Below are 20832 nucleotides of genomic sequence, written 5' to 3'. Positions count from 1 at the left end.
CCTTAAGCGTTGCGTCGGGCGGTCAGGGCGGCCGCCGCGGTGATGCCCAGCGTGCGTGCGTTCCCGCCCAAAACCTGGGTTTCGTCGTCGGCCGGGAGTCCGGCGGCCTGCACCTCGTCCACGGGGAGGTCCGAACCCATGTCGAAGGGGTAGTCCGAGCCGAGCAGCACCTGCTCCGGCCCGGCGGCGGCCACGAGAGCCTGCAGTTCGGCGGGGCTGTGGACGAGCGAGTCGAAGTACAGCTTCTTCAGGTAGGACGACGGCGGCTGGGCGCAGCCGTGTGCCTCCGGCCGCACCTTCCAGGCCCGGTCGGAGCGGCCCAGGGTAGTGGGTAGGTAGCCGCCGCCGTGTGCTGCCAGGACTTTGAGGTCCGGGTGGCGGTCCAGGACGCCGCTGAAGATCAGGTGGGACAGGGCCACCGCGTTCTCGGCGGGCTGGGAGACGGTGTTGGCGAGGTAGAAGCGGTCCAACCGCTCATCCAGCGAGCAGCCGAACGGGTGCAGGAACACCAGGGCGCCCAGCTCCTCGGCCCGGGACCAGAACGGTTCCAGCCGGGGATCGGACAGTTCCACGGTGCTGCGTTCCGTGTCCCCGGGGGTCGCGGCGAACGAGCCGATCTCCACACCCAGCAGCCCGCATTCGAGCACCGCATGCTCCAGGGACTCCACCATGAGGGCAGGGTGCTGGAGCGGGACCAAGCCCAGGCCGTTGAGCCGGTCCGGTGCGCGATCAACAAACTCCCGCACTGCCTGATTGGCGGCCTTGGCCAGTTTCAAACCCAGTTCCTCGCCGGCAAAGTAATAGAAGTGCGACGGCGACGGCGAGACCAGCTGCACGTCCACGCCCTGGGCGTCCATGTCAGCGAGCCGGCGGTCCAAGTCCGTCAGCTGCGGCCAGCGCTCCTTGATCATCCGGCCCGACGCGGCCATGGACTCCGGCCCGTTGCGCCGCACTTCCAACGCCTGCTGGGCGCCGAAGCCCTCGGGATCCGCCTCGGCCACGAGCTGCTGCAGGGCCGGAAGCAGGATGTGGGCGTGGACATCCACAGTGGGCGCTTGAACAAGTTCGGTGCTCATGCGGGTTCCTTCAGCATGGTGGACAGCGAGTTCATGAGGCCGGGTACATTGGCGTCGCGGACGCCGTCGAGCATCCACTGGCCCAGCTGGACGGAGGCGTTGACCACTGCCTTGGCCCGGTCCAGCCGGCGGTCGGTGAATTCCTTCCACAGCGTTTCGGTGAGGTCGTCAGCCTGGATCAGCAGCTCGGCCAGCACAGCCGCATCCTCCAGTGCCATGGCGGCACCCTGCGCCACCGTGGGCGGGCAGCTGTGGGCGGCGTCGCCGATGATCACGGTCCTGCCGCGGTTCCAGGGGCCGTCCACCAGGTGGGTGGTGAACCAGGTGTAGTTGATGCGTGCGCTGTGGTCCAGGTTGGCGCGGATTTCCTTCCACGGGCCGCCGTAGGCTGCGGCGAGTTCGGCCATGATGCGGGGCCCGTCCTCGTGCTTGCGCTCCTGCGCCTTCTCCACCAGGTAGGCGTAGATGGTGTCAGGGCCGGTGGGGCAGTAGCCGGCGATGAAGCAGGGGCCGCCGTAGGTCAGGTCGGTGCGGACCACCTCGTCGGGCCGCTCCACGAAGGCGCGCCAGATGCCCATGCCGTTGGGCTGGGGTTCCACGTCGATGCCGATGGCCTTGCGCACGGCTGAGTGCAGGCCGTCGGCGCCAACCAGGAGGTCATACGTTGTGCTGCCGGCGCCGGCGGTGCTCACGGTGACGGAACCGCCGTCGTCCGTTATTCCGGTGACGGTCCTGCCGTAGCTGATCCGCGCACCGGCCTGCTCGGCGCGTTCGCGAAGGATTGCGGTGAGGTCCGGGCGGTACATGCCCATGGTGGCGGGAAGATCCTCACCGCCGGTACGGATGTCCTCGAGGACCGCAATGACGGTGCCGGCGGGGTCCGGGGCGCGCAGGCCCAGGGTGCTGAACCCGTAGCCCTTGGCCTCCACCTGGTCCCAGACGCCGAGCTGGCGGAGAACCCGCAGGGCGTTGCCCTGCAGGGTGATGCCGGAACCGAGAGTCTGCGGGGCGTCCGCCTTCTCGAGGACATCCACCTGGATTCCGGCGTCGGCCAGGAGGACGGCTGCGGCTAGCCCAGCGGCTCCCGCCCCAACGATTCCGACGTTCTGTACTGCTGCCATCGCTGACTCCTTTGTATTGACGGCGATACTGCTGGTGGTTGTTGCTGTTTTAACTGAAGCTACCGGACTGTGATTACCGGACGGCGATCGGGTTGACCGGAGATCCGACTGCCCCGGTGATGGGGAGCGGGGCCGCGGTGAGCAGGAAGTGGTACCTGCCGTCCGCCGCGCACGCTTCGGCCAGCCCGTCCGGGTCCCACATCTCGCCCAGGAACAGACCAAGGTTGGGGATCGCGATCTGGTGCAGGGGCTGGAAGGCGGCGTCGAACTCGTTCGGACGGACCTCGAAACCCCAGGTGTCGGTGGCGATCCCGGCGATTTCACTGCGGTGCAGCCAGGGCGCGGTAGTAAAGGACAGCCCCGGGGCCGACCCGCCGGCGTAGTCACCCCAGCCATCACGGCGGACCCGGGTGTACTGGCCGGTGCGGATGATCACGACGTCGCCCCGGCCCACTTTGGAGCTGGGCCCCTGCAGGTCGATGGTCCGCTGGAGGTGCTCGGGGGTAATGGCGAATCCGTCCGGCAGTTCGCCGTCGTTCCTTCCCAGCTCCGGGCCCAGGGCACGTCCGACGTCGAGCAGCACACCGCGGGTAACGATCTTCGCTGCCGCGGTTTCGATGCCGGTGACCAAGTCGCCTTCGGAGGTGACCACGTCGCCTGCCGCTCGGCCGTTCCAGGCTTTGCCCTGGTCGAAGATGTGGCCCAGGCCGTCCCACTGCGTGGAGCACTGCAGCGGCATGGCGATGACGTCGTCCGCGCCGCCGAAGCCGTGCGGGAAGCCCTGGTTGCCGCGCTCGGCGTCCACACCGGTGTCCGTCATGGTGTGCACCGGGTTGGTGCGGCGGCGCCAGCCCTTTTGCGGGCCGTTGGTGTCGAACGGCTGGGACAGCGAGAAGGCCTCGCCCGTCTTCACTAGGGCTGCTGCTTCGATGCGTTTGGCGGCGTCGATGAAGTTCAGGGTGCCAAGGACGTCATCCTGGCCCCAGCGGCCCCAGTTGTTGTGGGCCTGCGCCATGGCCCGGATGCTGCCGAGCGGGTCCTCACGCCGGATGACCGGGGAATCAGTTGATTCCCCGGTGCCGGTGGTCAGTGCAGTGTCCTGGGTGGTCACGGCTTGTTGCTTTCAGTTTCGTCCTTGCAGTGGATGAGCTGGGTGCCCAGGCCCGTGATGGTGCCCTCCATCACGTCCCCGTCCTGGAGCAGCCGGCCCCAGTGCTGGCCGTTGCCGGCGGGGCTGCCGGTGAGCACCAGGTCGCCCGGGCGCAGCGGCATTATCTGCGATGCTTCGCTGACCAGCTTGGCCACCCCGAAGATCATGTCCTGCGTGGACTCGTCCTGCATGGCCTTGCCGTTGAGCCTCAGGGTGACCTGGACATCCTGCGGGTCACCGAAGAACTTGGCCGGGACCAGCAGGGGCCCGGTGGGCAGGAAGCCCGGGGCGTTTTTGGCCCGGTACCAGTCCGAACCGATGGCAGGCATGTCCTTGCGGAAAACGTACTCGCGGGTGGTGATGTCGTTGACCATGGTGTAGCCGAACACGTATTCCAGGGCTTCCTCGGGGGTGACCCGGAACGCCGTCTTTCCGATCACCGCGGCCAGTTCCAGCTCCCAGTCATGGGACGTGGAGTAGGACGGCAGGGTGAGGTCGTCCGTGGCGGACGCGATCGCCGTCGGCAGCCCGATGAAGAAGTACGGCGTGCCCTGGCCAGCGCGCTTGTCCATCATGGCGGCGGTCTTGGCGCGCACTTCCTCCTCGTCCTGCCCTGCCTCACGGTGTGCCACTGCCAGGTCAATGACGTGCTTGCGGTAGTTCGCGCCGGTCTGCAGGACCTGCGCAGGCTCCACCGGGGCAAGGATTTCGACGTCGGCCAGCGCCAGGCCGGTCTCCTCGCCCGCCGAGGCGGCCAGGGAGTCCAACTGGGGTTCGGTGGTGTCCCAGTGTTCGATCAGGGAGTTGATGTCCCCGTCCAGCGGCAGGACCCGGTCGCCGACGAGCAGGCCGGCGCGGGCCTTGCTGTCGCCGGCTTCCTGGAACCGGATGAGTGCATAGGTTTCAGCCATGGTGTCTTAGCCCCGGCCCTGCTTGGCGTACGGGTTCAGGAGGGCTGCCTTCATTTCGGGGGAGGCGCCTTCCTCGGTGGCGGTGAAGCCCTCGGCCGTCGGGAACGATTCGGTCATGGAGTGCGGCATGGCGCCGTTCTTGTAGAAGTTGTTGGAGCCCTTGGACGGCTTCCAGGTATTGGCTTCCCAGTCCGGGACGTAGTTGCGGTAGCCGCCGGAGTTGAGCTCAACGCGCATGCCCGAGGGGTCACGGAAGTAGAGGAAGTTCTGCTCGCCGACGCCGTGGATGGAGGGGCCGTATTCCATCGGGGTGCCGTTTTCCATCAGCACGTCTGCTGTGATCAGCAGTTCCTCGTGGCTGTCCACCCAGAAAGCGATGTGGTTGACGCGGCCTGCACGGCTGGAGGTGTCCAGGACGACGCCGAGGTCGTGGGACTTCTCGTTGGTGGTCAGGACGGAGAAGACGGTGATGGGGGCTTCGTCCAGGTCGACGAAGGCCATGACGCGGAAGCCCAGGGCTTCGTTGTGCCACTTGGCGAAGCCGCGGACATCAGAGGCGGCCACGGTGACGTGGTCCAGGAAGCGCGGTGCTGCGGCGTGGCTGCTGCGGCGCTCCGGGCGGTCCGGGTAGGTGGATTCGAAACCGGGCTCGGCCACGAACTTTTCCACGTCGTAGAACAGGCGCATGTGGTGGCCGTAGGGGCCGGTGAATTCGTACGCCTTGCCGTAGCCGTGGCCGCCGGCGGTCCAGGTGCCCTGAACCCCGGTGGCTTCGATGCGCTGGGCGGCGGCTTCAAGTGCTGCCTGGGAGTTGGTCCGCCAGGCCATCCGGCCCAGGGATGCTTCGGGGCCTTCGGTGACGACGAGGCTGTAGCGGTAGTAGTCGCCCCAGCAGCGCAGGTAGACGTTGCCGTCCACCCGGTCGATGATGCGCATGCCGAACTTTTCCTCGTAGAACCGGGCCGAGGCTTCGACGTCCGGGCTGGTGATCTCGAGGTGGGCAAGATGGGAGAGGGGAGTTTCCACGTTGAAGTCCTTTTGGTTACTGGCTGCGGTTGGTTTGTGCAGGTCCTGTAACTACTGTGAAGCACTTCATATATTCGGGGAAGACGAGCTTTTTGATAACTAGTATCCGTCAAGCTGATAGCTGGCTGGCTTGAGGAAGCTGCTTAAAATCGATTGCTCCGTAGACGCCGTTCTGAAGGCTCAAAAGGGCATCTACGGAGCAATCGATGGGCCGCTACTCCTTGCCGAGTCCCGCCGCCGGGGTCTTCTCGCCGGAGACGCTGTTGAGCGCCCGCAGGTCGAAGATGCCGTTGATGTCCGCCTGCTTGGTGGTGCCGGCAGTGACGCCGTCAGCCAAGAGCTTCTGGTAGGTTCCGGCCAGCGGGTCCACGGTGAACACAATGTTTTTCAGGGACCGGTCAATGATGTCCGCCTTCAGCTCTGCTCCCGCAGCTTCCTTCAGGGCGGCGTTGATGACATTTGCCTTCTCGCCGTCGGACGCCTTGTTCAGCCACTCAACCGACTTGACGTGGCCTTTCAGGAGCGCCTTGACGGTGTCCGGGTGGTCCGCGGCGAACTTCTGGTTCACGATAAGGATGGTGGTGGGAAACTCACCCGGCTTGCCGGTTAGCGAGCCGTCCCAGAGGTCCTTCTCATCCACCAGTACCTTGGCGCCGGCGGTCAGCACCAGGCGGGAGGCCCACGGTTCAGGCAGCCACGCGCCGTCGAGCTTTCCGTCCGTGAAAAGCTTCAGGGTTTGGGCGTTCTCGGTGGGGTTGATGGCCACGTCGCCACTGCCGTCCACGTTGGTTTTGTAGCCCTGTGCGGTGAGCCAGGCACGGAGGGCCACGTCCTGCGTGCCACCCAGCTGCGGGGAAGCGAGAGTCTTGCCCTTGAGGTCGGCTGCGGAGTTGATTTCCGGCTTGACCACCAGTTGGGCGCCGCCCGCTGCAGCGCCGGCGATGATGTTGATCGACTCGCCGCCGCTCTTGACGAACGAGTTGATGGCCGGGTTCGGTCCGATGTAGGTGGCGTCGATGGCGCCTGCGTTCAGCGCCTCGATGGCGGCAGGGCCGGCGTTGAACACCTGGGTTGTCAGCTTCGTGTCGCCGAGTTCTTCGGCAATGAAACCCTGGTTGACGCCCACCAGGGCGGGGGCGTGGGTGACGTTGCCGAAGTAGCCGAGCTTCAGTTCTGTGGCCGGGTTGCCGGCGGGTGCCGCTTCCTGGACTGCAGCGGGTGTCCCCCCGCTGTTCACGGCGGAGGCGACGGCGGCGCCGCCACCCACCAGGGCCAGGATGCCGGCGGCGATGCCGATCTTGAGGCCAAGGGGGCGCTTGGGCGTAGTGGACTGGCCGGCGACGATGCGGGTTGAGCCTTGTTGGTTGGGACTCTTGTCCTGGCTTTCTGACATGGGGTTTTCCTTTGCTGGGGCGGATGCTGAGACGAGATTACGGAGGCCCCAGCGGCACCACAATCAATCACGTAGTGGGCGGTCACGCAGCGTCGCGAATGCTCAACAGGGCGTAGCGATGCGTTAAGAAACTTCGCAGGAAGTCTTTTCCGGGAGCTGCGGGGATGCTTGGAAGAAGCTGCCTGACGGCCGGGAAAGCAAGGGTAGTAAGTTTGCTTATTGAAAGGTCTACGGGTAAAGTCTACGGTGTAGAGAATTTGTTGACGTGGTTTCAAGTAGAGGGATCAGAGTTTGCATGGCCGGTATGGCCGCTCACACCACTACTTCAGGAGACCTAATGACTACCCACACGCACAATGAGCACTCCAGCACTGTCCGCAACGCCAATGACATCAAGATCTCGGCCCGGACACTCGAGTTCGCCGTTTATGTTGCTGCAGTCATCGCCACCATCATCACCGCTGCAGTGGTCGGTGACGACGCCAGCGAGAACGGCGTCGACGTTTTCAACGCCAACCAGGCGATGCAGTACATCACCTTCCTCACGGTCGGCCTGATGGTGGCCCGCGGCCTGGCCAAGGCCGGCAACCGGGCCCACACCAACCACGCATAACCCCTCACTTTCCCGGCCCGCGTCGGGAAGTTGACTCGTCCTGGCGCAACACCCAACGGTGTTGCGCCAGGACCGTCCTGTCTTACCTTTGCTTAGCCTGCCGGAGCCGAAAAAGAAGCTCCCACAGTTCCGCTTGTTGTCCCGTGCGGGGCACCGGGTTTGAGGCCGCTGTAGCCGAACGGCGGAACCACCGCACCTTGTTGAGACGAGCCAAGATGGCACAATCACAGTTCGACCAGTTCCTTGAGGAAGCCACCTGCAGAAAGGCCGGCCCGTCTCTTAGCGGGACCGCCACGCCGTGGCCTGACTTATTCACCGCAACATCGAACACGTACGTCCCTTGGGATATGCACCAGCCGCGCGGGAAGCACCCCTGGTGCGCAAACTGTGACACCGACCTGCACCTGGTGGTCGAATTCCCGGCTGTCTTGGGCAGGCGCGCAGGCACTTTGGCCGTCGCCGTCCGCTGTTTCCAGTGCCGTGTTGCACGAGTACTGGACACCACGGCGGACCATGTCGCCGCCCTTCCCCAATCAGCCGGACCGAAAGCGTAAACAGACCATGAGCATCCATGACAGCATCACCAAGTCCAATGCCACCGCGAGCATTCAGCGGGACCATCCGTCTATCGAGGCCTTTGACCTGACACCCAAAGGCCTCGCTGACGCCCCGGCAAATGAACAAAACCCGGACAGCATCGTCCACATCGGCAACAGTTAGGCAGCTGACCTGAGCAATCCTGTGCAGACCGCAAGCGGCAAAGCAGACGTAGCAGAACGGGCATCGATGGGGGAAACACTGGCCTGGATGCGCCAGCCGTTGACGCCGAGGATAGTCAATACCGCGTCCCTCACCTCGCACGTATATTCATTGGCCGGGCCCCAGGCCGCCAGCGGCCCTGTCTTTGTGCTGCTCCACGGCATAGGGATGTCCCACCGATACTTCCGCAGGCTCCAGGTCCTCCTTGCCCGGCACGGTGCCACCCACGCCATCGACCTGCCCGGCTTCGGCGCAACGCCCAGGCCTGGAGGGCAGCTGAGCGTATCGGATTACGCCGGCGTTATCGCTTCAACCCTTCAAAAGATGGGCGCGGGCCCCGCTGTGGTGATTGGGCACTCGATGGGCGCCCAGTTCGCAACTGAATTAGCTGTTCAGCACCCGGACCTGGTCTCCCATCTCGTGCTCTTGGGGCCGGTGGTGGATCCGACTCGCCCCACTTTCCGTCAGCAAGCACTGGCGCTGGGTCTTGATTCGCTGAGGGAAGGCCCGGTGGGAAATGCCATTGCCCTCGCCGACTACGCCCGCTCCGGAATACGCTGGTACCTCACGGAACTCGCCGTGATGCTGACCTACGAACTTCAAACGCGCCTGGCTCTTGTTGGCCAACCGGTCCTGGTGGTGCGCGGCTCACGTGATCCGGTGGCACCCCGGCTCTGGTGCCAGAAGCTGACGGCCACTGCGCCGAACGGGCGCTTGGTTGAGATGCCGGGGAAACCCCATATGGTCCAGCACGCCGCCGCTGCAAGCACCGCCGCCGCTATCCTTGCCTTCGCCAGTGAGGGCGGTTAACGACGATTACCGAAAGTGGAGTGGTACTGCCCCGGGGCCGTACCACTCCACTTTTGCGTGCCACGTCCTAGCTGGCCGCAGCTGCGGGCCTCGATGCCCGTACCGCTGACGGGGTAAACCGCGCCCCAGTATCCGGGAAGGCAGGCACCTCGATCCGCGCGTGGGTGTGGACCTCCCGGACCGTCCGGCGGGTGTGTTCGGCGATCTCTTCCATGGTGGTCACCCACATGCCGTCCATCCCCTTGACCCGTTCGATGAGCCGTTCCAGTGCCACGGCCTTGGAGGGCCGGCCCGAGATGAAGGGGTGGTTGGTGAGGACGAAGCAGCTGCCCTGGGCGTGGTGCGCCTCCGCCTCAAGTGTCCACATCTCAAGGACTTTGGCTGGGCTTTCGATGACGCCGCTGCCTGTGACTCCGGGGTAGAACGCGTACTGCTCCCAGTCGTCCAGCGTCCAGTCGACGGGAATCTCGACGATGTCCCGGCTGTCGCCCGGGGCGACGCTGAAGCGGTAGGGGGCGTCGCCGTCGAGCAGGCTTGAATCGTAGAGGAAGCCGCGGTCCGCCAGGAGCCCGGGGGAGTGCCAGTTCAGTTCCCACCAGGGCGCCCGGTAGCCCACCGGCTCCACGCCGGCTGCTTTGGCGAGAGCCTCGAGCCCGCGGTCAATGTAGCGTGCCTCGGTTTCGGCGTCGATGCCCTGCATGGGCTCGTGCAGGTAACCGTGGTGCGCCACCTCGTGACCCGCGGCCACGATGCGCCGGACTGTATCCGGGTAGCACTCGGCGGTAAATCCGGGGACGAAGAACGTGGCGCGGATGTCCTGGCGCTGGAGGATCTGCAACAGCCGGGGGACGGCGACCTTGGGCCCGTAGGACTGGTGGGTCATCAGCGACATCCTGCGGGTGCTTTTCGGATCGTGGGCGATGGTGCAGGACTCGGCGTCGACGTCGAACGTGAAGGACGCTGCCGCCCGATTTCCCTCGGGCCAGCTGATGGGGTGGGCGGAGTCGGCGAATGCTTCAAAAGTCATGCGGGAAAATCCTGTCCTGAGGGGAATGGTTGGGGAAGCAGGCGGATCAGAGCGCTGCCGGCGTGCCGGGCACGGCTGCTCCGGTCAAATCGGCGGGCAGTTGCCGGTGGGCGGGGGTGGACTCAACGTACTTGCGGTGCATCTTCGGGCCCAGGATGGCGTAGCTGGCGGCGCTTGCAAGGCCGCCGGCGAGCCAGGAGAGGTCCCAGCCGCCCAGGGCCACGGCGATGGGGCCCTGCATCGCGGGGACCAAACCGTACATAAACAGCCAGGTAGCGAAGATGCCCACCAGCAAGGAGGTGATGCCCGCCCAGTTGACGCCGGGCAGCCGCCTGGTGCCAACGCCGTCGAACAGCCTTTCCGGAATACCGGGCCAGCGCTTGTCGATCCAGAAGTAGTGCACCAGCATCACGCCGCCCCAGGCTGCAACCCACGCCACCAGGCCGATGAGCCAGGCGTCCAGGACTGCTGCGAAGTCCTCCTGGAAGATGAAGAAGACGACGGCGGCGAGGGAGAAGACGCCGACGAACAGGTTGAGCTTGCGGCGGCTGATGGTGATATCCAGTGCCTGGGTGGCCACCGAGAAGGTGTAGATGTTCAGGATGTTGGTGGCGATGGGGCCGTGGAGCACCATCAGCAGCACGGGCAGGGCGAGGACGCCGAAGTTCTGGACGATGAGCTTTCCGGGATCGATTTCGCCGCTGTTGGTTGCCAGGCTGGCGCCGAGGACGCCGAGCCAGACCACTGGAATGAACTGGCCGAGGACTGATGCGAGGTAGACCTTCTTCTTCGGGACTTCGGTGCTGACGAAACGGGAGTAGTCGGCGGCGTAGGTGAACCAGGTAATGCCCCAGCCGATGCCGATGGCGGTCATCACCGCGCTCATGGCGGCGATCCGCTCTGATCCTTCAAGGATGTTGCCCGCCGGGCCGGCGTAGGACCAGTCGATCTTCATGCCGAACCACGCCACTGCCGACATCACCGCGAGAATGATGATGGTGGGCGGGACCGTCCACTTTTCGAAGGCTGCGATGGCCTTGTAGCCGAACCATGCAATGGCCACCTGGGCGGCCATGATGGCTGTGGCGACGCCGATCTTCCAGCCGTAGTTGTGGGCGGTGGGATCCACCCAGCCGAGGGTGCCGAGCAGCGCCATCACCAGGTCCAGGATGATCCAGGTGTTGACGGCGCACCAGCCGATCACCAGGAGAGCCTGGATGGCTGCGGGGAGGTAGTTGCCGCGCCGGCCAAAGGCGGCCCGGGCCAGCACCATGCCGGTGGCGCCGGTTTTCTGGCCCAGCAGGACGAAGCAGCCAAAGAGCAGCATGCCGATCAGGTTGCCCAGCACCAGTACTGTCACGGTGTCCGCGAAACCCAACCCCAGATGGATTCCGAGGGCGCCCAATACCCAGTTGATCGGTGCAAGGTTGGCGCCGGCCCAGATCCAGAACTGGCCGGAGACCTTGTGCGTGCGTTGGGACTCGGGAATGGGCTGCAGCCAGGCTTCGACGTCCTCAGCCGGCACCGTTGCCGACTCGGGCTGCGTAGTAGAGAGATTGTCATGCATGGGGGGAGCCTCCATGAGTAAAAGGGATGAATCCAGATTATGTGGCCCACACCACAACCACCACATACAATGTGTCGTGAAGATCTTGCTTCTATACGACGGAGTGTCATGCCTATACGTCTTCGCGATGTTTTGAAACATCCCACCCTCACTCCCGCGGAGCCCGTTCTCCGCGCCGCTGAGGCCGTTGCTGCGGAGACGCAGCTGCGGTGGATCCACTCCAGTGAGGTGTTGGACATCGCCCCTTTACTCGGCGGCGGTGAACTGCTTCTCACCGGCGGCCAGGCCCTCGTCGCAGCGTCGGACAAACGGCGGATCGGTTACATCTGGGAGCTGGCGGAACGTGGAGTGGCGGCGCTGGCCGTTGAGACCGGGACCGCACTGCCCTCTATCCCGTCGTCGATGGTCTCAGCGGCTGAAGCGGCGGGGCTTCCCTTGATCGAGCTCCGCAAGGTGGTGCCCTTTGTCGGCGTCATGGAGGCCATCAACTCGCTGTTGGTGAGCGAGTCAGCTGCGCACCTGCAACAGGCCGACCGGGCCAGCCATGCGATGGCGGTGGAGTTGGCCCATGGCGGCAGTCTTGACCGGATCCTGACCGTCCTCGCCGACGCCACGAACGCCGAGGTGTTCCTGACGTCCAACGCGGGCGCTCCCCTGGCAAGCGCACTGCCTGCTGAATATGCCGGCCATTCTGTGGGAGAGGAACCCATGCTGCCCGCGGACGCGGAGCAGGACCGTGCACGAACCACCCACATTGATGTTTCCGTACGGGGCATACCTTCAGCCCGCCTCAGCCTCCACACGCTTGCCGGAGGTGATGTGAACCTCGCGAGAATCGCAGGAAACCGCTCTGTGGACATTCTGGCGTTGGCCCTGCTGCAGCGCATGCCGCCTGGCCTGAAGGAGATGGCCGGGGCCGCACTCATCCGCGCCGTGGATTCAGGGAGCCAAAACTGGCGGCTACAGCAGCTCGCCCCTGCCGCCGGAATCCCCTTGACGGCGCAGCTGGTGGCAGTTGTCATCCGGTCCCCGGGCTCCCGGCAGCTACGCACTGCCGTGGAGCAATTGCTGGACCGGGTGGGCCGGCACAGCGCCAGCTATGCGGATAACGAGGAGCTGTTGGCGCTTGCGGTATTGCGCGCAGGTAAGGCGCAGGAAGACCGGAGCGAGATCCTTGCCGGGCTCGGCACGCTCGAATTGCCGGAGGGAAGCATCAGCGCCTTGGGGCCGGTAGCTTCCGGGATTTCGGCCGCGCCGTGGTCGCTGACGGAGGCGCGGCTGACGCTGGAAGTGGGTGCCAGTGACGAGCCGCACCTCGGGCGGCCGCAGCTGTCCGGCGCGGTACTCGACGCCGAGGCCTTCGCCCTGGAGCGCCTCGCGTTCCATTCCCTGGATGAACCGCAGCGGACGGAATTTGTCCGCCAGCAGCTCGGAACCATCGTGGAACACGATGTCCAGCGCCATTCGGCCTTGGTGGAAAGCTTGCGGGTCTGGCTTGATTCGGGGTGCAACACGGCACAGGCTGCGCGGGAGCTCCACCTGGAGAGGCAGTCCATGCACCAGCGGCTGCAGCGCATCTTCTCGTTGTGCGGGGGCGACCCCCGGGGCACCGGCCGGTTGGCGGCCCTGCACTTCGCCACCCGCCTGGCCGCCCTCCAGCCAAGACCCTAAGCAGCCCCGTCACCACTCGCCCCTTCGCAGCGTCATATAATGCGGCGGCTCAGGCGTGTGCCTGCACCTTAACGGAGCTCCGTTCCACCGTGGGGCAAGAGATCTTTGCCACCCCATCGGCTTCACCCTGCGGTGCCCCATCGAGTCCCAGCAGCATGCGTACGCCCGCGGCGCCCAATTCGTAGTGCGGCAGGGAAACCGTGGACAGCGGCGGGCGCAGGTGCGCGGCGATCACTTCCTGGTTGTCGAATCCCACCACGGCGATGTCGTCCGGGATGGACAGGCCGTGTTCGCGCAGGCCGTCGTAAAGGCCCATGGCCATCCGGTCGTTGTAGCAGTAAACCGCCGTAACGCCGCGCCTGAGGAGCGCCTCCGTGGCCCTGTAGCCACCCTCCTGGTCCGGGTAGGCCTCCATGACCAGCCCGGCGTCGAACGGTATGCCGGCTTCCTCAAGTGCCTGCCGGTAGCCGAGGAGGCGGCCGTCCTTGGCGGGGGCGGGAATGGTGGCATTAATGAAGGCGATCCGGCGGTGGCCGTGCCGCAGCAGGATCTCCGTTGCGGAGCGCCCGCCCTGTACTTCGTCCGGGACCACCGCCCGGGTGCCCGGCTCGGGGGAAAAGCAGTTCACCAACACAAAGTCCGCTTCCCGGAGCGGCGCCGGGATGTCGGTATGGCGATGGAACCACGTGGAGTAGAGGATGCCGCGCACTTTGTATTCGAGCATCATCTGGATGGCATCCTGCTCCAGCTCACCGTTGCCCTCGGTGTTGGCGATCAGCAGGGCATAGCCGTGTTTCCACGCCTCATCCTGTGCGCCATGGATGATCTGGCCCGCAAAGGGAGTGGTGGCAACGCCGTCGGCCACCAGGCCGATAAACCGCGACGTGCCGCTGACCAGGGTCTTCGCCATCGCGTTGGGCCGGTAGCCGAGGGTCCGGATGGCGTCCTTGACCCGTTGCCGCGTCTCTTCCGCGATCCGGGCGCTCTTCTTTTTGTTGACTACCAGCGAGACCGTGGCGGTGGAAACCCCGGCGGCTTCGGCGACCTCGCGGAGGGTGACAGGATGGGCGCGTTCAGGGGTGCGCGGGGACGGGATTGCCGGCGCGGGCTTTCCCGATCCATTCTCCATTGACGTCATCTGCCCTCCGTCAGGAGTATATCCGTCCGATGTGGCGGTCATCCCTTCGTCGCCCCGCTCTCGAGCCCTTGGATCATGGCCTTGTTGAGCACCAAGAACACCAGCAGCAGCGGGGTGATGGTGACACATACGGCGGCGAAGGTCGCCGTCCAGTCAACCTTGCCCATGGCTCCGATGTAGTTCTGCAGGCCCAGCGGAATGGTTTTCAGGTCCTCGGACAGCACGAAGGTGTTGGCGAAGATGAAGTCGTTCCAGATGAAGATGCTGTTGACCAGGACCACCGTCACCACGGTGTTCAGGGACAGCGGCAGGGTGATCAGCCCGAAGATCCGGTAGGGCCCGGCCCCGTCCAGCGAGGCTGCCTCGTAGGTTTCCCGCGGGATGTATTCAAAGAACGACGAGAACAGGTAGACGGACATGGGCAGGGAGAAACCGGCAAGCGGGATGATCATTGACTGGTACGTGTCCAGCAGGTTCACGGCCGAGTAGTCGATGAACAAGGGGACCAGGGCGATCTGCACCGGGACGATGATGCCGATCAGGAACAGCCCGCGGACCAGCTTGCTGAGGCGGAACCCAAGCACCTGGATGGCGTAGGCGGCCATCATCCCGAGCAGGACGATCAGGATGTTGGCGCCCATGGTCACCACGAAGCTGTTGAGGATGTTCCGGCCCAGGTCGCCGGTCTCGAAGGCTCTTGCGTAGTTCTCCCAGGTGAGGGAGCTGGGCAGGGCAAAGGGATCACCCGTGGCAAAGTCATGTTCGGTGCGCAGGCTGGTGAGGAACAGCCACGCGAGCGGGTAGACCTGGACGATCACGATGAGCATGATCAGCACGCGGGAGAGCGTCCGGAACAGGTCCGGCCGGCGACGGCGGCGGGTGGCGGCCGGGCGGGGAGGAACCACGGCGGGTGGGCTGGCTGGGGCTGCCTGGGTGATCATGACTCTGCCTTCCGCTTGAGCAGGAACAGGATGAGGCCGACGGCGGCGAGGCACTCGATGACGATGAAGACGGAGATGGTGCTGGCGTAGCCGAAGTCCGTGCTGGTGAACGCGGTCTTGTACATGTACGTGGTCAGCAGTTCGGAGGATTGTCCCGGCCCGCCGTTGGTCATCAGGTAGGGGATGTCGAAGCCGCGCAGGCCGTAGGTGGTGGCCATGATGGTGGTGGTGATCCAGACCGGCCGGATGTACGGGAAGCGGATTTTGGTGAACAGGGTCCAGCGGGAAGCGCCGTCCAGGACTGCGGCTTCCTCAAGTTCCTTGGGCACCGCAATCAGGGCTGCGTAGATGATGAGCATGTACAGCCCCGTGAAGCGCCAGCCCTCGGGTGCCGAGACTGCAGCGAGCACGGTGCTGACGTCTGAGAGCCAGGGCCGCTCCAAGCTGCCCAGCCCGATCCAGTGCAGCAACTGGTTGAGCAGGCCCACCGGGTCGATGGAGTAGATCCGGACGAACAGGAAGGCGATCGCCACGGTGGAGATGATCGCGGGAAGCAGGTAGAGCGTCTTGATGAGCTCGCGTCCCCGGCGAAGGGAGGTGAGCAGGCTGGCCACAACGAGGGCGCCGCCGAGCTGCAGGACCAGGCAGATGGCCAGGTAGAGGAGGGCGTTCAGGAACGCGCGCCAGAAGATGTCATCGGCAACAAACATCCGGATGTAGTTCTCCAGCCCCACAAATTCCATGTCGCTGATGCCGTTCCAGGAGAAAAAGCTCAGGAACAGCGACTGGAGGATGGGGAAGAGTACGGCTGCGCCGTAGAGCAGCAGCGGCGGGAGCAAAAAGACCAGGACCGAGGTCCGTGACCTGTTGGGAAGCATCCTGTTGGGTTGCATGGCGGTGCCTTTCGGGCGGGGGACCGGCGGGTCCCCCGCCGCTGTGGTTAATTGAAGAACTTAGGGGCGTTCTGCGCGACGGTGTTGTCCATGGTGGCCGTGAACTGCTCCGGCGTGATGTTGCCCTGCACCAACAGGACCAGTTCCTGCTGCAGCCGGCCGTTGGTGGTCGGGTCCAGCTGTGTGTCCCAGGGCATGGCCTGCTTGGATCCGAGGTCCTTGGCCTGGTCAAGGGCCTTCCGGTACAGCGGGGTGGCGTTGGCCGGGATGGTGGTTTCGACGTCGGTGGTGGGGGACAGTGCGCCGGTGGCCGCGTATTCCGCGGGGTACTTCTGCAGGGCGAATTTCAGGAAGTCACTCACCAGCGGATCGTACGTTTTGGCGTTTACCGCCATGCCGATGCCGGACGGGGAGACGAACTCGTTGGCTCCAGTTACTGATCCCTTGGTAGTGGGCAGGGTGAAGAAGTCGATGTCGCTGCGGACTGCAGCGTTCAGTTTGTCGGTGGCAAGGCTGGGCAGTTCCCAGGTTCCGATGTTGTACATCGCCGCCTGGCCGGAGGTGAACTGGTTTTGTGCGTCGGAGTAGCCCTGGGCGGAGAATCCGTCCTGGAAGCACTTTGCCTTGCCGAGCTCTGCCATCCAGTTGACCGTCTTCTGGCCGGCGGCATCGGCAAACTTCGCTTCACCCTTCTTCAGCTTCTGCACGAATTCCGGCCCTGCTTCGCGGAACGGCTGGTATGCGACGTAGCGTTCCAGCGGCCACTGGTCCTGGCCGTCAATGGCAATGGGGGTGATGCCGGCGCTGCGAAGGGACGTGCACAGGGCGGGGATGTCATCCAGCGACGCCGGCACCGCCACCCCGGCCTTCTCCAGGAGTGCCTTGTTGTACCAGATGAATTCCAGCTCGAACTGGAACGGAATCATAAAGAGGGAACCGTCGTCGAAGCGCTGGTAGTCCAGGGCAGCAGGGCGGTAGTTGTCGTAGATGTCCAGCGACTTCAGGAGCTTCCCGGCGTCCACCATCTTGCCCTGCTTCGCCAGCTGCTGGGCGAAGGGCGTCGCGTCCGTATCGAACAGTTCCGGCAGCTTGTTGGCTGCGGCCAGCGTCTCAAGCTTCTGGATGTACGACGGCCGGTCCGGGGTGGTGATGAGGTTGAGCTTGAACCCGGGATGGTCCTTGGCGTAGTCGTCGGCGAGCTTGCTCATGATGTTAATGACGGCACCATCGGCCGGGCGGGAGAGGAGCCAGGAAATTTCGCGGGGTTTCACCTCCCCGGCGGGGCTGACGTTGGAGGGATCGGTGGAACTTCCGCCGCCACAGGCAGTCAAGGCCAGGACGGTAACGGCTGCGGCGGCGGCAGCGCGGAGCAGGTTTTTCATTGCGGCAATCTTCCTTGATTGGAACGGAGTGGTTTTAGGTGGGGCCGGGTATTCAGTTGTCGGTGCGCTTACGTACTTCAAGTTCTGTGACGGAAACCGATCCTTCGCCGGCGAACACGCCTATCCGTCCGGACGCAAGGTCGTAAATCCTGGTGCTGAGGGCAACCTGCCGGTCCACAACGGCGACGCACAGGTCCCCTTCCACCACGACTTCGAGGGTGTGCTTGCCGGGGCTGAGGTCGCAGGGCCGTTCGAGTTCGACGGCGAACGGGACGTCACCGGAAACGTGCCACTGGGCGTCGCCGGTAACTGCCCGCGGCCACCGGTCGAAGACCAGGTGTCCGCGCTGTGGCTCAAGCCGGAGGATGTAGGAGTGGTCCCCGTCCGCGCTGGAACGCAGCAGCAGGCCGCATTCTGTGGTGTCCGGGTCAATGTCCAGCTCTGCCTTCGCGTAGAACTGGCTGGGCAGGTCCTCATTGGAGATGGTGGCGGTGTAGCTGTCCGGTGCCTCCAGCCGGGCGGGAAGCCCGGGGTTGAAGCTCAGCGGGACCTCGTCCCAGAAGCTGTCCACCAGTTCATCGGCGAAGCCAAAGCCGAGGGTTCCGTCAGCGTTTTGCCGGGCTTCCAGGATGGACATGCTGCCCGCCCACTGCCACGGCCCGTCGTCGCGGTTGCCTTCCTTGGAGGCGATCCATCCGAAGAAGAAGCGCCGTCCGTCCCGCTCCGCGGTTTTTGAGGCGTAGAACGCCCGGCCGTCGATGGAGTCACGGGCAGGCACTGTCCAGGGGCCGTCGGGGCTTGTGGACATGCGGTACCTGGTGGTGAAGTTTTCGGAAAACTCCGAGTAGACCATGTACCACCAGCCGCCCCAGGAGAATACGTCCGGGCATTCGTGGGTGATGTACCGGCGGGGGTCCCAGAAGGGGTCCGTGTACTCCCATGTCAGCAGGTCCCGGGACACGCACTGGGCGATGACGCCGCGGCGGCGCTCCGGTCCTTCGGAGTGCCGGGCGGCAATGAGCATCCGCCACTGGCTTGAGGCATCGTCGTGGAAAACGAAGGGGTCCCGCCAATCGCCGGGCTCGTACCCGGTGGGCGCGCCGAACGTAAGCTCCGGATGCTTCACCCAGGTGCGCATGCCGTCACTGCTGGTGGCGTGCATCACCAGTTGCAGCGGCAGGCCGTCCGGGCCCAGGTTGTACGGATTCTGCCCGGTGTAGAACAAGTGGTGGATTCCTGACTCGTCCACCACGATGCTGCCTGTGTAGGCGTTGAAGTCGAGGTCCGTCTCGGTTCCGTGGGGAAGGGAGACCCCTTGATCCTGGAATTGGATGAGGTCCTTGGTTGTCACGAGGTTCCAGCCGGTTCCGGGTTTTGGTTCCGAGCGGACCTCGTGGAGGTAAAAGAGCCAGAACTCACCGTTGTGCTCGAAGGGGATAAGGTCTCCCACCCATGCATCCGCGGGCTGGAAGAAGACTGGGTGATTCATCGGCGTTGATGTCCATTTCTGCTAAAGCGTTTGATCACCCACAGAGTAGCCCGGCGCGGCTTCTTGATCAAGCGTTTTAGCAGAAAAGCTTTACCGCTGCTGAAACGCTTGACCAGCTTCCGCGCACATACTACCTTTTCTTGCTAAAGCGCTTTATCGCACCGGTGATGCCGGACCGAAACCAAAGAGGGTTCCAGCACCAGCGAGCGCACGGGCGAAGCCGCCCCCACGAGAGGAAGTCAATGATGACCCATGCCATGTCCCGCCGCCATGTCCTGCAGGGAACCGGGGCAGGAGCCCTCGCCCTGCTCACCGGCACCGCGTTTCCTGCAGGCCCGGCGCTCGCCTCGAATTCACGGCGGGCGGCTTACCACATGACGCCGCCCGCCGGTTGGCTCTGCGACCCGCAGCGCCCGGTCTACCTGGACGGCGCCTACCACCTCTACTATTTGCATTCCGCGCAGAACAATGGCCAGGGCGGCTGGGACCACGCCACAACTGCCGACGGTGTTGCCTTCACCCACCATGGAGTGGTGCTTCCGCTGCAGGCCAACTTTCCCGTCTGGTCCGGTTCTGTGGTGGTGGACACGGCCAACACGGCCGGCTTCGGGGCAGGGGCCGTCGTCGTGCTGGCCACCCGGCCCACTGGTGGCATCCGCAAATACCAGGAGCAATACCTGTACTGGTCCACGGACGGCGGCTACACCTTCACCGCACTCCCGGACCCGGTGATCATCAACACCGACGGCCGGACGGCCACTACCCAGGCCGAGATCGAGAACGCCGAATGGTTCCGGGACCCGAAGATCCACTGGGATGGAGCGCGCGGCCAATGGGTCTGCGTGATCGGCCGCGCCCGGTACGCAGCCTTCTACACATCGACAAACCTGCGCGACTGGCAGCTGCAGCGCAACTTTGACTATCCAAACCACGCGCTGGGCGGGATCGAATGCCCCGACCTGTTCGAGATGACGGCCAACGACGGCACAAGGCACTGGGTCCTCGGCGCCAGCATGGATGCTTACGGCATCGGCCTGCCCATGACCTACGCCTACTGGACGGGAACCTGGGATGGCGGGCAGTTTTTTGCGGACGACGTCAACAACCCGCAGTGGCTGGACTGGGGTTGGGACTGGTACGGCGCCGTCACATGGCCGGCGGCGGAGGCCCCTCAGGCCCGCCGGTACGCGATCGGCTGGATGAACAACTGGAAATACGCCGCCCGGGATGTTCCCACCGATACATCCGACGGGTACAACGGCCAGAACTCGATCGTGCGGGAATTGCGGCTCGAGCGCCAGGCGGGCGGCTGGTACACGTTGCTCAGCAGCCCGGTAGCGGCCTTGGCGCAGTACGCCGCCTCCACAACCACGCTGCAGGACCGCACAGTGAACGGAAGCGCGGTATTGCCGTGGAGTGGCCGCGCCTATGAGCTCGAGGTGGACATCGCATGGGACGCCGCCGCGAATGTTGGGGTATCGGTGGGCCGTTCCGCGGATGGCACGCGCCATACGAACGTTGGTAAGTACGGCAATGAGCTGTACGTGGACCGCGGCCCGTCGGACCAGGCCAACTTTTCACTCGTGCCATACACGCGCGCGGCCGCACCCATCGACGCCGCTGCACGCTCAATCCATCTGCGGATCTTCGTTGATACCCAGAGCGTCGAAGTGTTTGTGAACGCCGGCCACACGGTCCTCTCGCAGCAGGTGCACTTCGTGGACGGCGACACCGGGATCTCCCTCTATACCGACGGCGGCCCCGCAACCTTCTCCGGCCTCACCATCCGTTCGTTTGAATAGGCCGGAAGGCGAAAACGGCGGCCTGCAACACGAGGTGCGGACCGCTGGCACAGATTGTTCAAT

At 64.7% G+C, this 20832-nt stretch carries 18 protein-coding genes; 5 read left to right on the top strand and 13 right to left on the bottom strand.

Translation table 11 applies throughout. The features are described 5' to 3' along the window. Positions 1-2 precede the first annotated feature (2 nt). The 6 genes from AC5RVY_RS08135 to AC5RVY_RS08110 form a co-directional block, all read right to left on the bottom strand. Positions 3-1076: an amidohydrolase family protein gene (locus AC5RVY_RS08135; RefSeq protein WP_493954181.1), complete on the bottom strand. Its 1074-nt coding sequence runs from the start codon at positions 1074-1076 to the stop codon at positions 3-5. Beyond that, entirely contained in the window at positions 1073-2197 is a 1125-nt protein-coding gene (locus AC5RVY_RS08130) for an FAD-dependent monooxygenase (protein WP_493954180.1), read from the bottom strand. Before AC5RVY_RS08130 ends, AC5RVY_RS08135 begins: the two co-directional genes overlap by 4 nt. Positions 2198-2270: 73 nt before the next feature. Next, on the bottom strand, positions 2271-3308 hold the full coding sequence (locus tag AC5RVY_RS08125; RefSeq protein ID WP_493954179.1) for a cyclase family protein: 1038 nt from the start codon (positions 3306-3308) through the stop codon (positions 2271-2273). Next, the gene (locus AC5RVY_RS08120; protein WP_493954178.1) at positions 3305-4258 is read right to left on the bottom strand and encodes a fumarylacetoacetate hydrolase family protein; all 954 of its coding nucleotides are present in this window, start codon (positions 4256-4258) and stop codon (positions 3305-3307) included. Before AC5RVY_RS08120 ends, AC5RVY_RS08125 begins: the two co-directional genes overlap by 4 nt. A 6-nt stretch (positions 4259-4264) precedes the next feature. After that, a complete protein-coding gene (locus AC5RVY_RS08115; RefSeq protein ID WP_493954177.1) occupies positions 4265-5284 on the bottom strand; it encodes a VOC family protein in 1020 nt (339 codons plus the stop codon). A gap of 214 nt (positions 5285-5498) precedes the next feature. Further along, positions 5499-6677: an ABC transporter substrate-binding protein gene (locus tag AC5RVY_RS08110; RefSeq protein WP_493954176.1), complete on the bottom strand. Its 1179-nt coding sequence runs from the start codon at positions 6675-6677 to the stop codon at positions 5499-5501. 337 nt (positions 6678-7014) lie between these two features. Here AC5RVY_RS08110 and AC5RVY_RS08105 point away from each other — a divergent pair, with 337 nt between their 5' ends. The 3 genes from AC5RVY_RS08105 to AC5RVY_RS08095 all read left to right on the top strand — a co-directional run bounded on the left by AC5RVY_RS08105 (position 7015) and on the right by AC5RVY_RS08095 (position 8859). Continuing rightward, the gene (locus AC5RVY_RS08105; RefSeq protein ID WP_493954175.1) at positions 7015-7290 is read left to right on the top strand and encodes a hypothetical protein; all 276 of its coding nucleotides are present in this window, start codon (positions 7015-7017) and stop codon (positions 7288-7290) included. 561 nt (positions 7291-7851) lie between these two features. Then, a complete protein-coding gene (locus AC5RVY_RS08100; protein WP_493954174.1) occupies positions 7852-8010 on the top strand; it encodes a hypothetical protein in 159 nt (52 codons plus the stop codon). 21 nt (positions 8011-8031) lie between these two features. After that, a complete protein-coding gene (locus AC5RVY_RS08095; protein WP_493954173.1) occupies positions 8032-8859 on the top strand; it encodes an alpha/beta fold hydrolase in 828 nt (275 codons plus the stop codon). Positions 8860-8926: 67 nt separating this feature from the next. Here the strand turns inward: AC5RVY_RS08095 and AC5RVY_RS08090 are convergent, their stop codons facing one another. Both AC5RVY_RS08090 and AC5RVY_RS08085 read right to left on the bottom strand, forming a co-directional pair. Next, entirely contained in the window at positions 8927-9886 is a 960-nt protein-coding gene (locus AC5RVY_RS08090) for a polysaccharide deacetylase family protein (protein ID WP_493954172.1), read from the bottom strand. Positions 9887-9932: 46 nt separating this feature from the next. Beyond that, positions 9933-11453, bottom strand: coding sequence for a purine-cytosine permease family protein (locus AC5RVY_RS08085; protein WP_493954171.1), 1521 nt, complete (start codon positions 11451-11453; stop codon positions 9933-9935). A gap of 108 nt (positions 11454-11561) precedes the next feature. On the opposite strand from AC5RVY_RS08085, the gene AC5RVY_RS08080 reads away from it, so the two are divergent. Then, positions 11562-13124 carry a PucR family transcriptional regulator gene (locus AC5RVY_RS08080; protein ID WP_493954170.1) on the top strand — a complete coding sequence of 521 codons (1563 nt, stop codon included), beginning with the start codon at positions 11562-11564 and terminating at the stop codon, positions 13122-13124. Positions 13125-13173: 49 nt separating this feature from the next. Here AC5RVY_RS08080 and AC5RVY_RS08075 read toward each other — a convergent pair whose 3' ends face one another. The 5 genes from AC5RVY_RS08075 to AC5RVY_RS08055 form a co-directional block, all read right to left on the bottom strand. After that, entirely contained in the window at positions 13174-14262 is a 1089-nt protein-coding gene (locus AC5RVY_RS08075) for a LacI family DNA-binding transcriptional regulator (RefSeq protein ID WP_493954169.1), read from the bottom strand. A gap of 38 nt (positions 14263-14300) precedes the next feature. Then, positions 14301-15203 carry a carbohydrate ABC transporter permease gene (locus tag AC5RVY_RS08070; protein ID WP_493954168.1) on the bottom strand — a complete coding sequence of 301 codons (903 nt, stop codon included), beginning with the start codon at positions 15201-15203 and terminating at the stop codon, positions 14301-14303. Beyond that, complete coding sequence (locus AC5RVY_RS08065) at positions 15200-16081, bottom strand: carbohydrate ABC transporter permease (protein ID WP_493954283.1); 882 nt, start codon at positions 16079-16081, stop codon at positions 15200-15202. The genes AC5RVY_RS08070 and AC5RVY_RS08065 overlap by 4 nt, the downstream gene beginning before the upstream one ends. Positions 16082-16143: 62 nt before the next feature. After that, complete coding sequence (locus AC5RVY_RS08060) at positions 16144-17478, bottom strand: ABC transporter substrate-binding protein (RefSeq protein WP_493954167.1); 1335 nt, start codon at positions 17476-17478, stop codon at positions 16144-16146. Between the two features lie 52 nt (positions 17479-17530). After that, entirely contained in the window at positions 17531-18967 is a 1437-nt protein-coding gene (locus AC5RVY_RS08055) for a glycoside hydrolase (protein ID WP_493954166.1), read from the bottom strand. 245 nt (positions 18968-19212) lie between these two features. Between AC5RVY_RS08055 and AC5RVY_RS08050 the strand changes: the two genes are divergently transcribed. Further along, a complete protein-coding gene (locus AC5RVY_RS08050; RefSeq protein ID WP_493954282.1) occupies positions 19213-20769 on the top strand; it encodes a glycoside hydrolase family 32 protein in 1557 nt (518 codons plus the stop codon). Positions 20770-20832 lie beyond the last annotated feature (63 nt).

It is taken from the genome of Arthrobacter sp. Ha26 (genome assembly GCF_059091705.1).
This window is presented reverse-complemented; position numbering and strand designations above follow the sequence as displayed.

What these genes read in the sequence shown, in the direction of transcription:
- AC5RVY_RS08135 (WP_493954181.1), bottom strand. Translation starts at nt 1,076, where the DNA reads ATGAGCACCGAACTTGTTCAAGCGCCCACTGTGGATGTCCACGCCCAC.
- AC5RVY_RS08130 (WP_493954180.1), bottom strand. Translation starts at nt 2,197, where the DNA reads ATGGCAGCAGTACAGAACGTCGGAATCGTTGGGGCGGGAGCCGCTGGG.
- AC5RVY_RS08120 (WP_493954178.1), bottom strand. Translation starts at nt 4,258, where the DNA reads ATGGCTGAAACCTATGCACTCATCCGGTTCCAGGAAGCCGGCGACAGC.
- AC5RVY_RS08110 (WP_493954176.1), bottom strand. Translation starts at nt 6,677, where the DNA reads ATGTCAGAAAGCCAGGACAAGAGTCCCAACCAACAAGGCTCAACCCGC.
- AC5RVY_RS08105 (WP_493954175.1), top strand. Translation starts at nt 7,015, where the DNA reads ATGACTACCCACACGCACAATGAGCACTCCAGCACTGTCCGCAACGCC.
- AC5RVY_RS08100 (WP_493954174.1), top strand. Translation starts at nt 7,852, where the DNA reads ATGAGCATCCATGACAGCATCACCAAGTCCAATGCCACCGCGAGCATT.
- AC5RVY_RS08090 (WP_493954172.1), bottom strand. Translation starts at nt 9,886, where the DNA reads ATGACTTTTGAAGCATTCGCCGACTCCGCCCACCCCATCAGCTGGCCC.
- AC5RVY_RS08085 (WP_493954171.1), bottom strand. Translation starts at nt 11,453, where the DNA reads ATGCATGACAATCTCTCTACTACGCAGCCCGAGTCGGCAACGGTGCCG.
- AC5RVY_RS08080 (WP_493954170.1), top strand. Translation starts at nt 11,562, where the DNA reads ATGCCTATACGTCTTCGCGATGTTTTGAAACATCCCACCCTCACTCCC.
- AC5RVY_RS08075 (WP_493954169.1), bottom strand. Translation starts at nt 14,262, where the DNA reads ATGACGTCAATGGAGAATGGATCGGGAAAGCCCGCGCCGGCAATCCCG.
- AC5RVY_RS08070 (WP_493954168.1), bottom strand. Translation starts at nt 15,203, where the DNA reads ATGATCACCCAGGCAGCCCCAGCCAGCCCACCCGCCGTGGTTCCTCCC.
- AC5RVY_RS08065 (WP_493954283.1), bottom strand. Translation starts at nt 16,081, where the DNA reads ATGCTTCCCAACAGGTCACGGACCTCGGTCCTGGTCTTTTTGCTCCCG.
- AC5RVY_RS08060 (WP_493954167.1), bottom strand. Translation starts at nt 17,478, where the DNA reads ATGAAAAACCTGCTCCGCGCTGCCGCCGCCGCAGCCGTTACCGTCCTG.
- AC5RVY_RS08055 (WP_493954166.1), bottom strand. Translation starts at nt 18,967, where the DNA reads ATGAATCACCCAGTCTTCTTCCAGCCCGCGGATGCATGGGTGGGAGAC.
- AC5RVY_RS08050 (WP_493954282.1), top strand. Translation starts at nt 19,213, where the DNA reads ATGACCCATGCCATGTCCCGCCGCCATGTCCTGCAGGGAACCGGGGCA.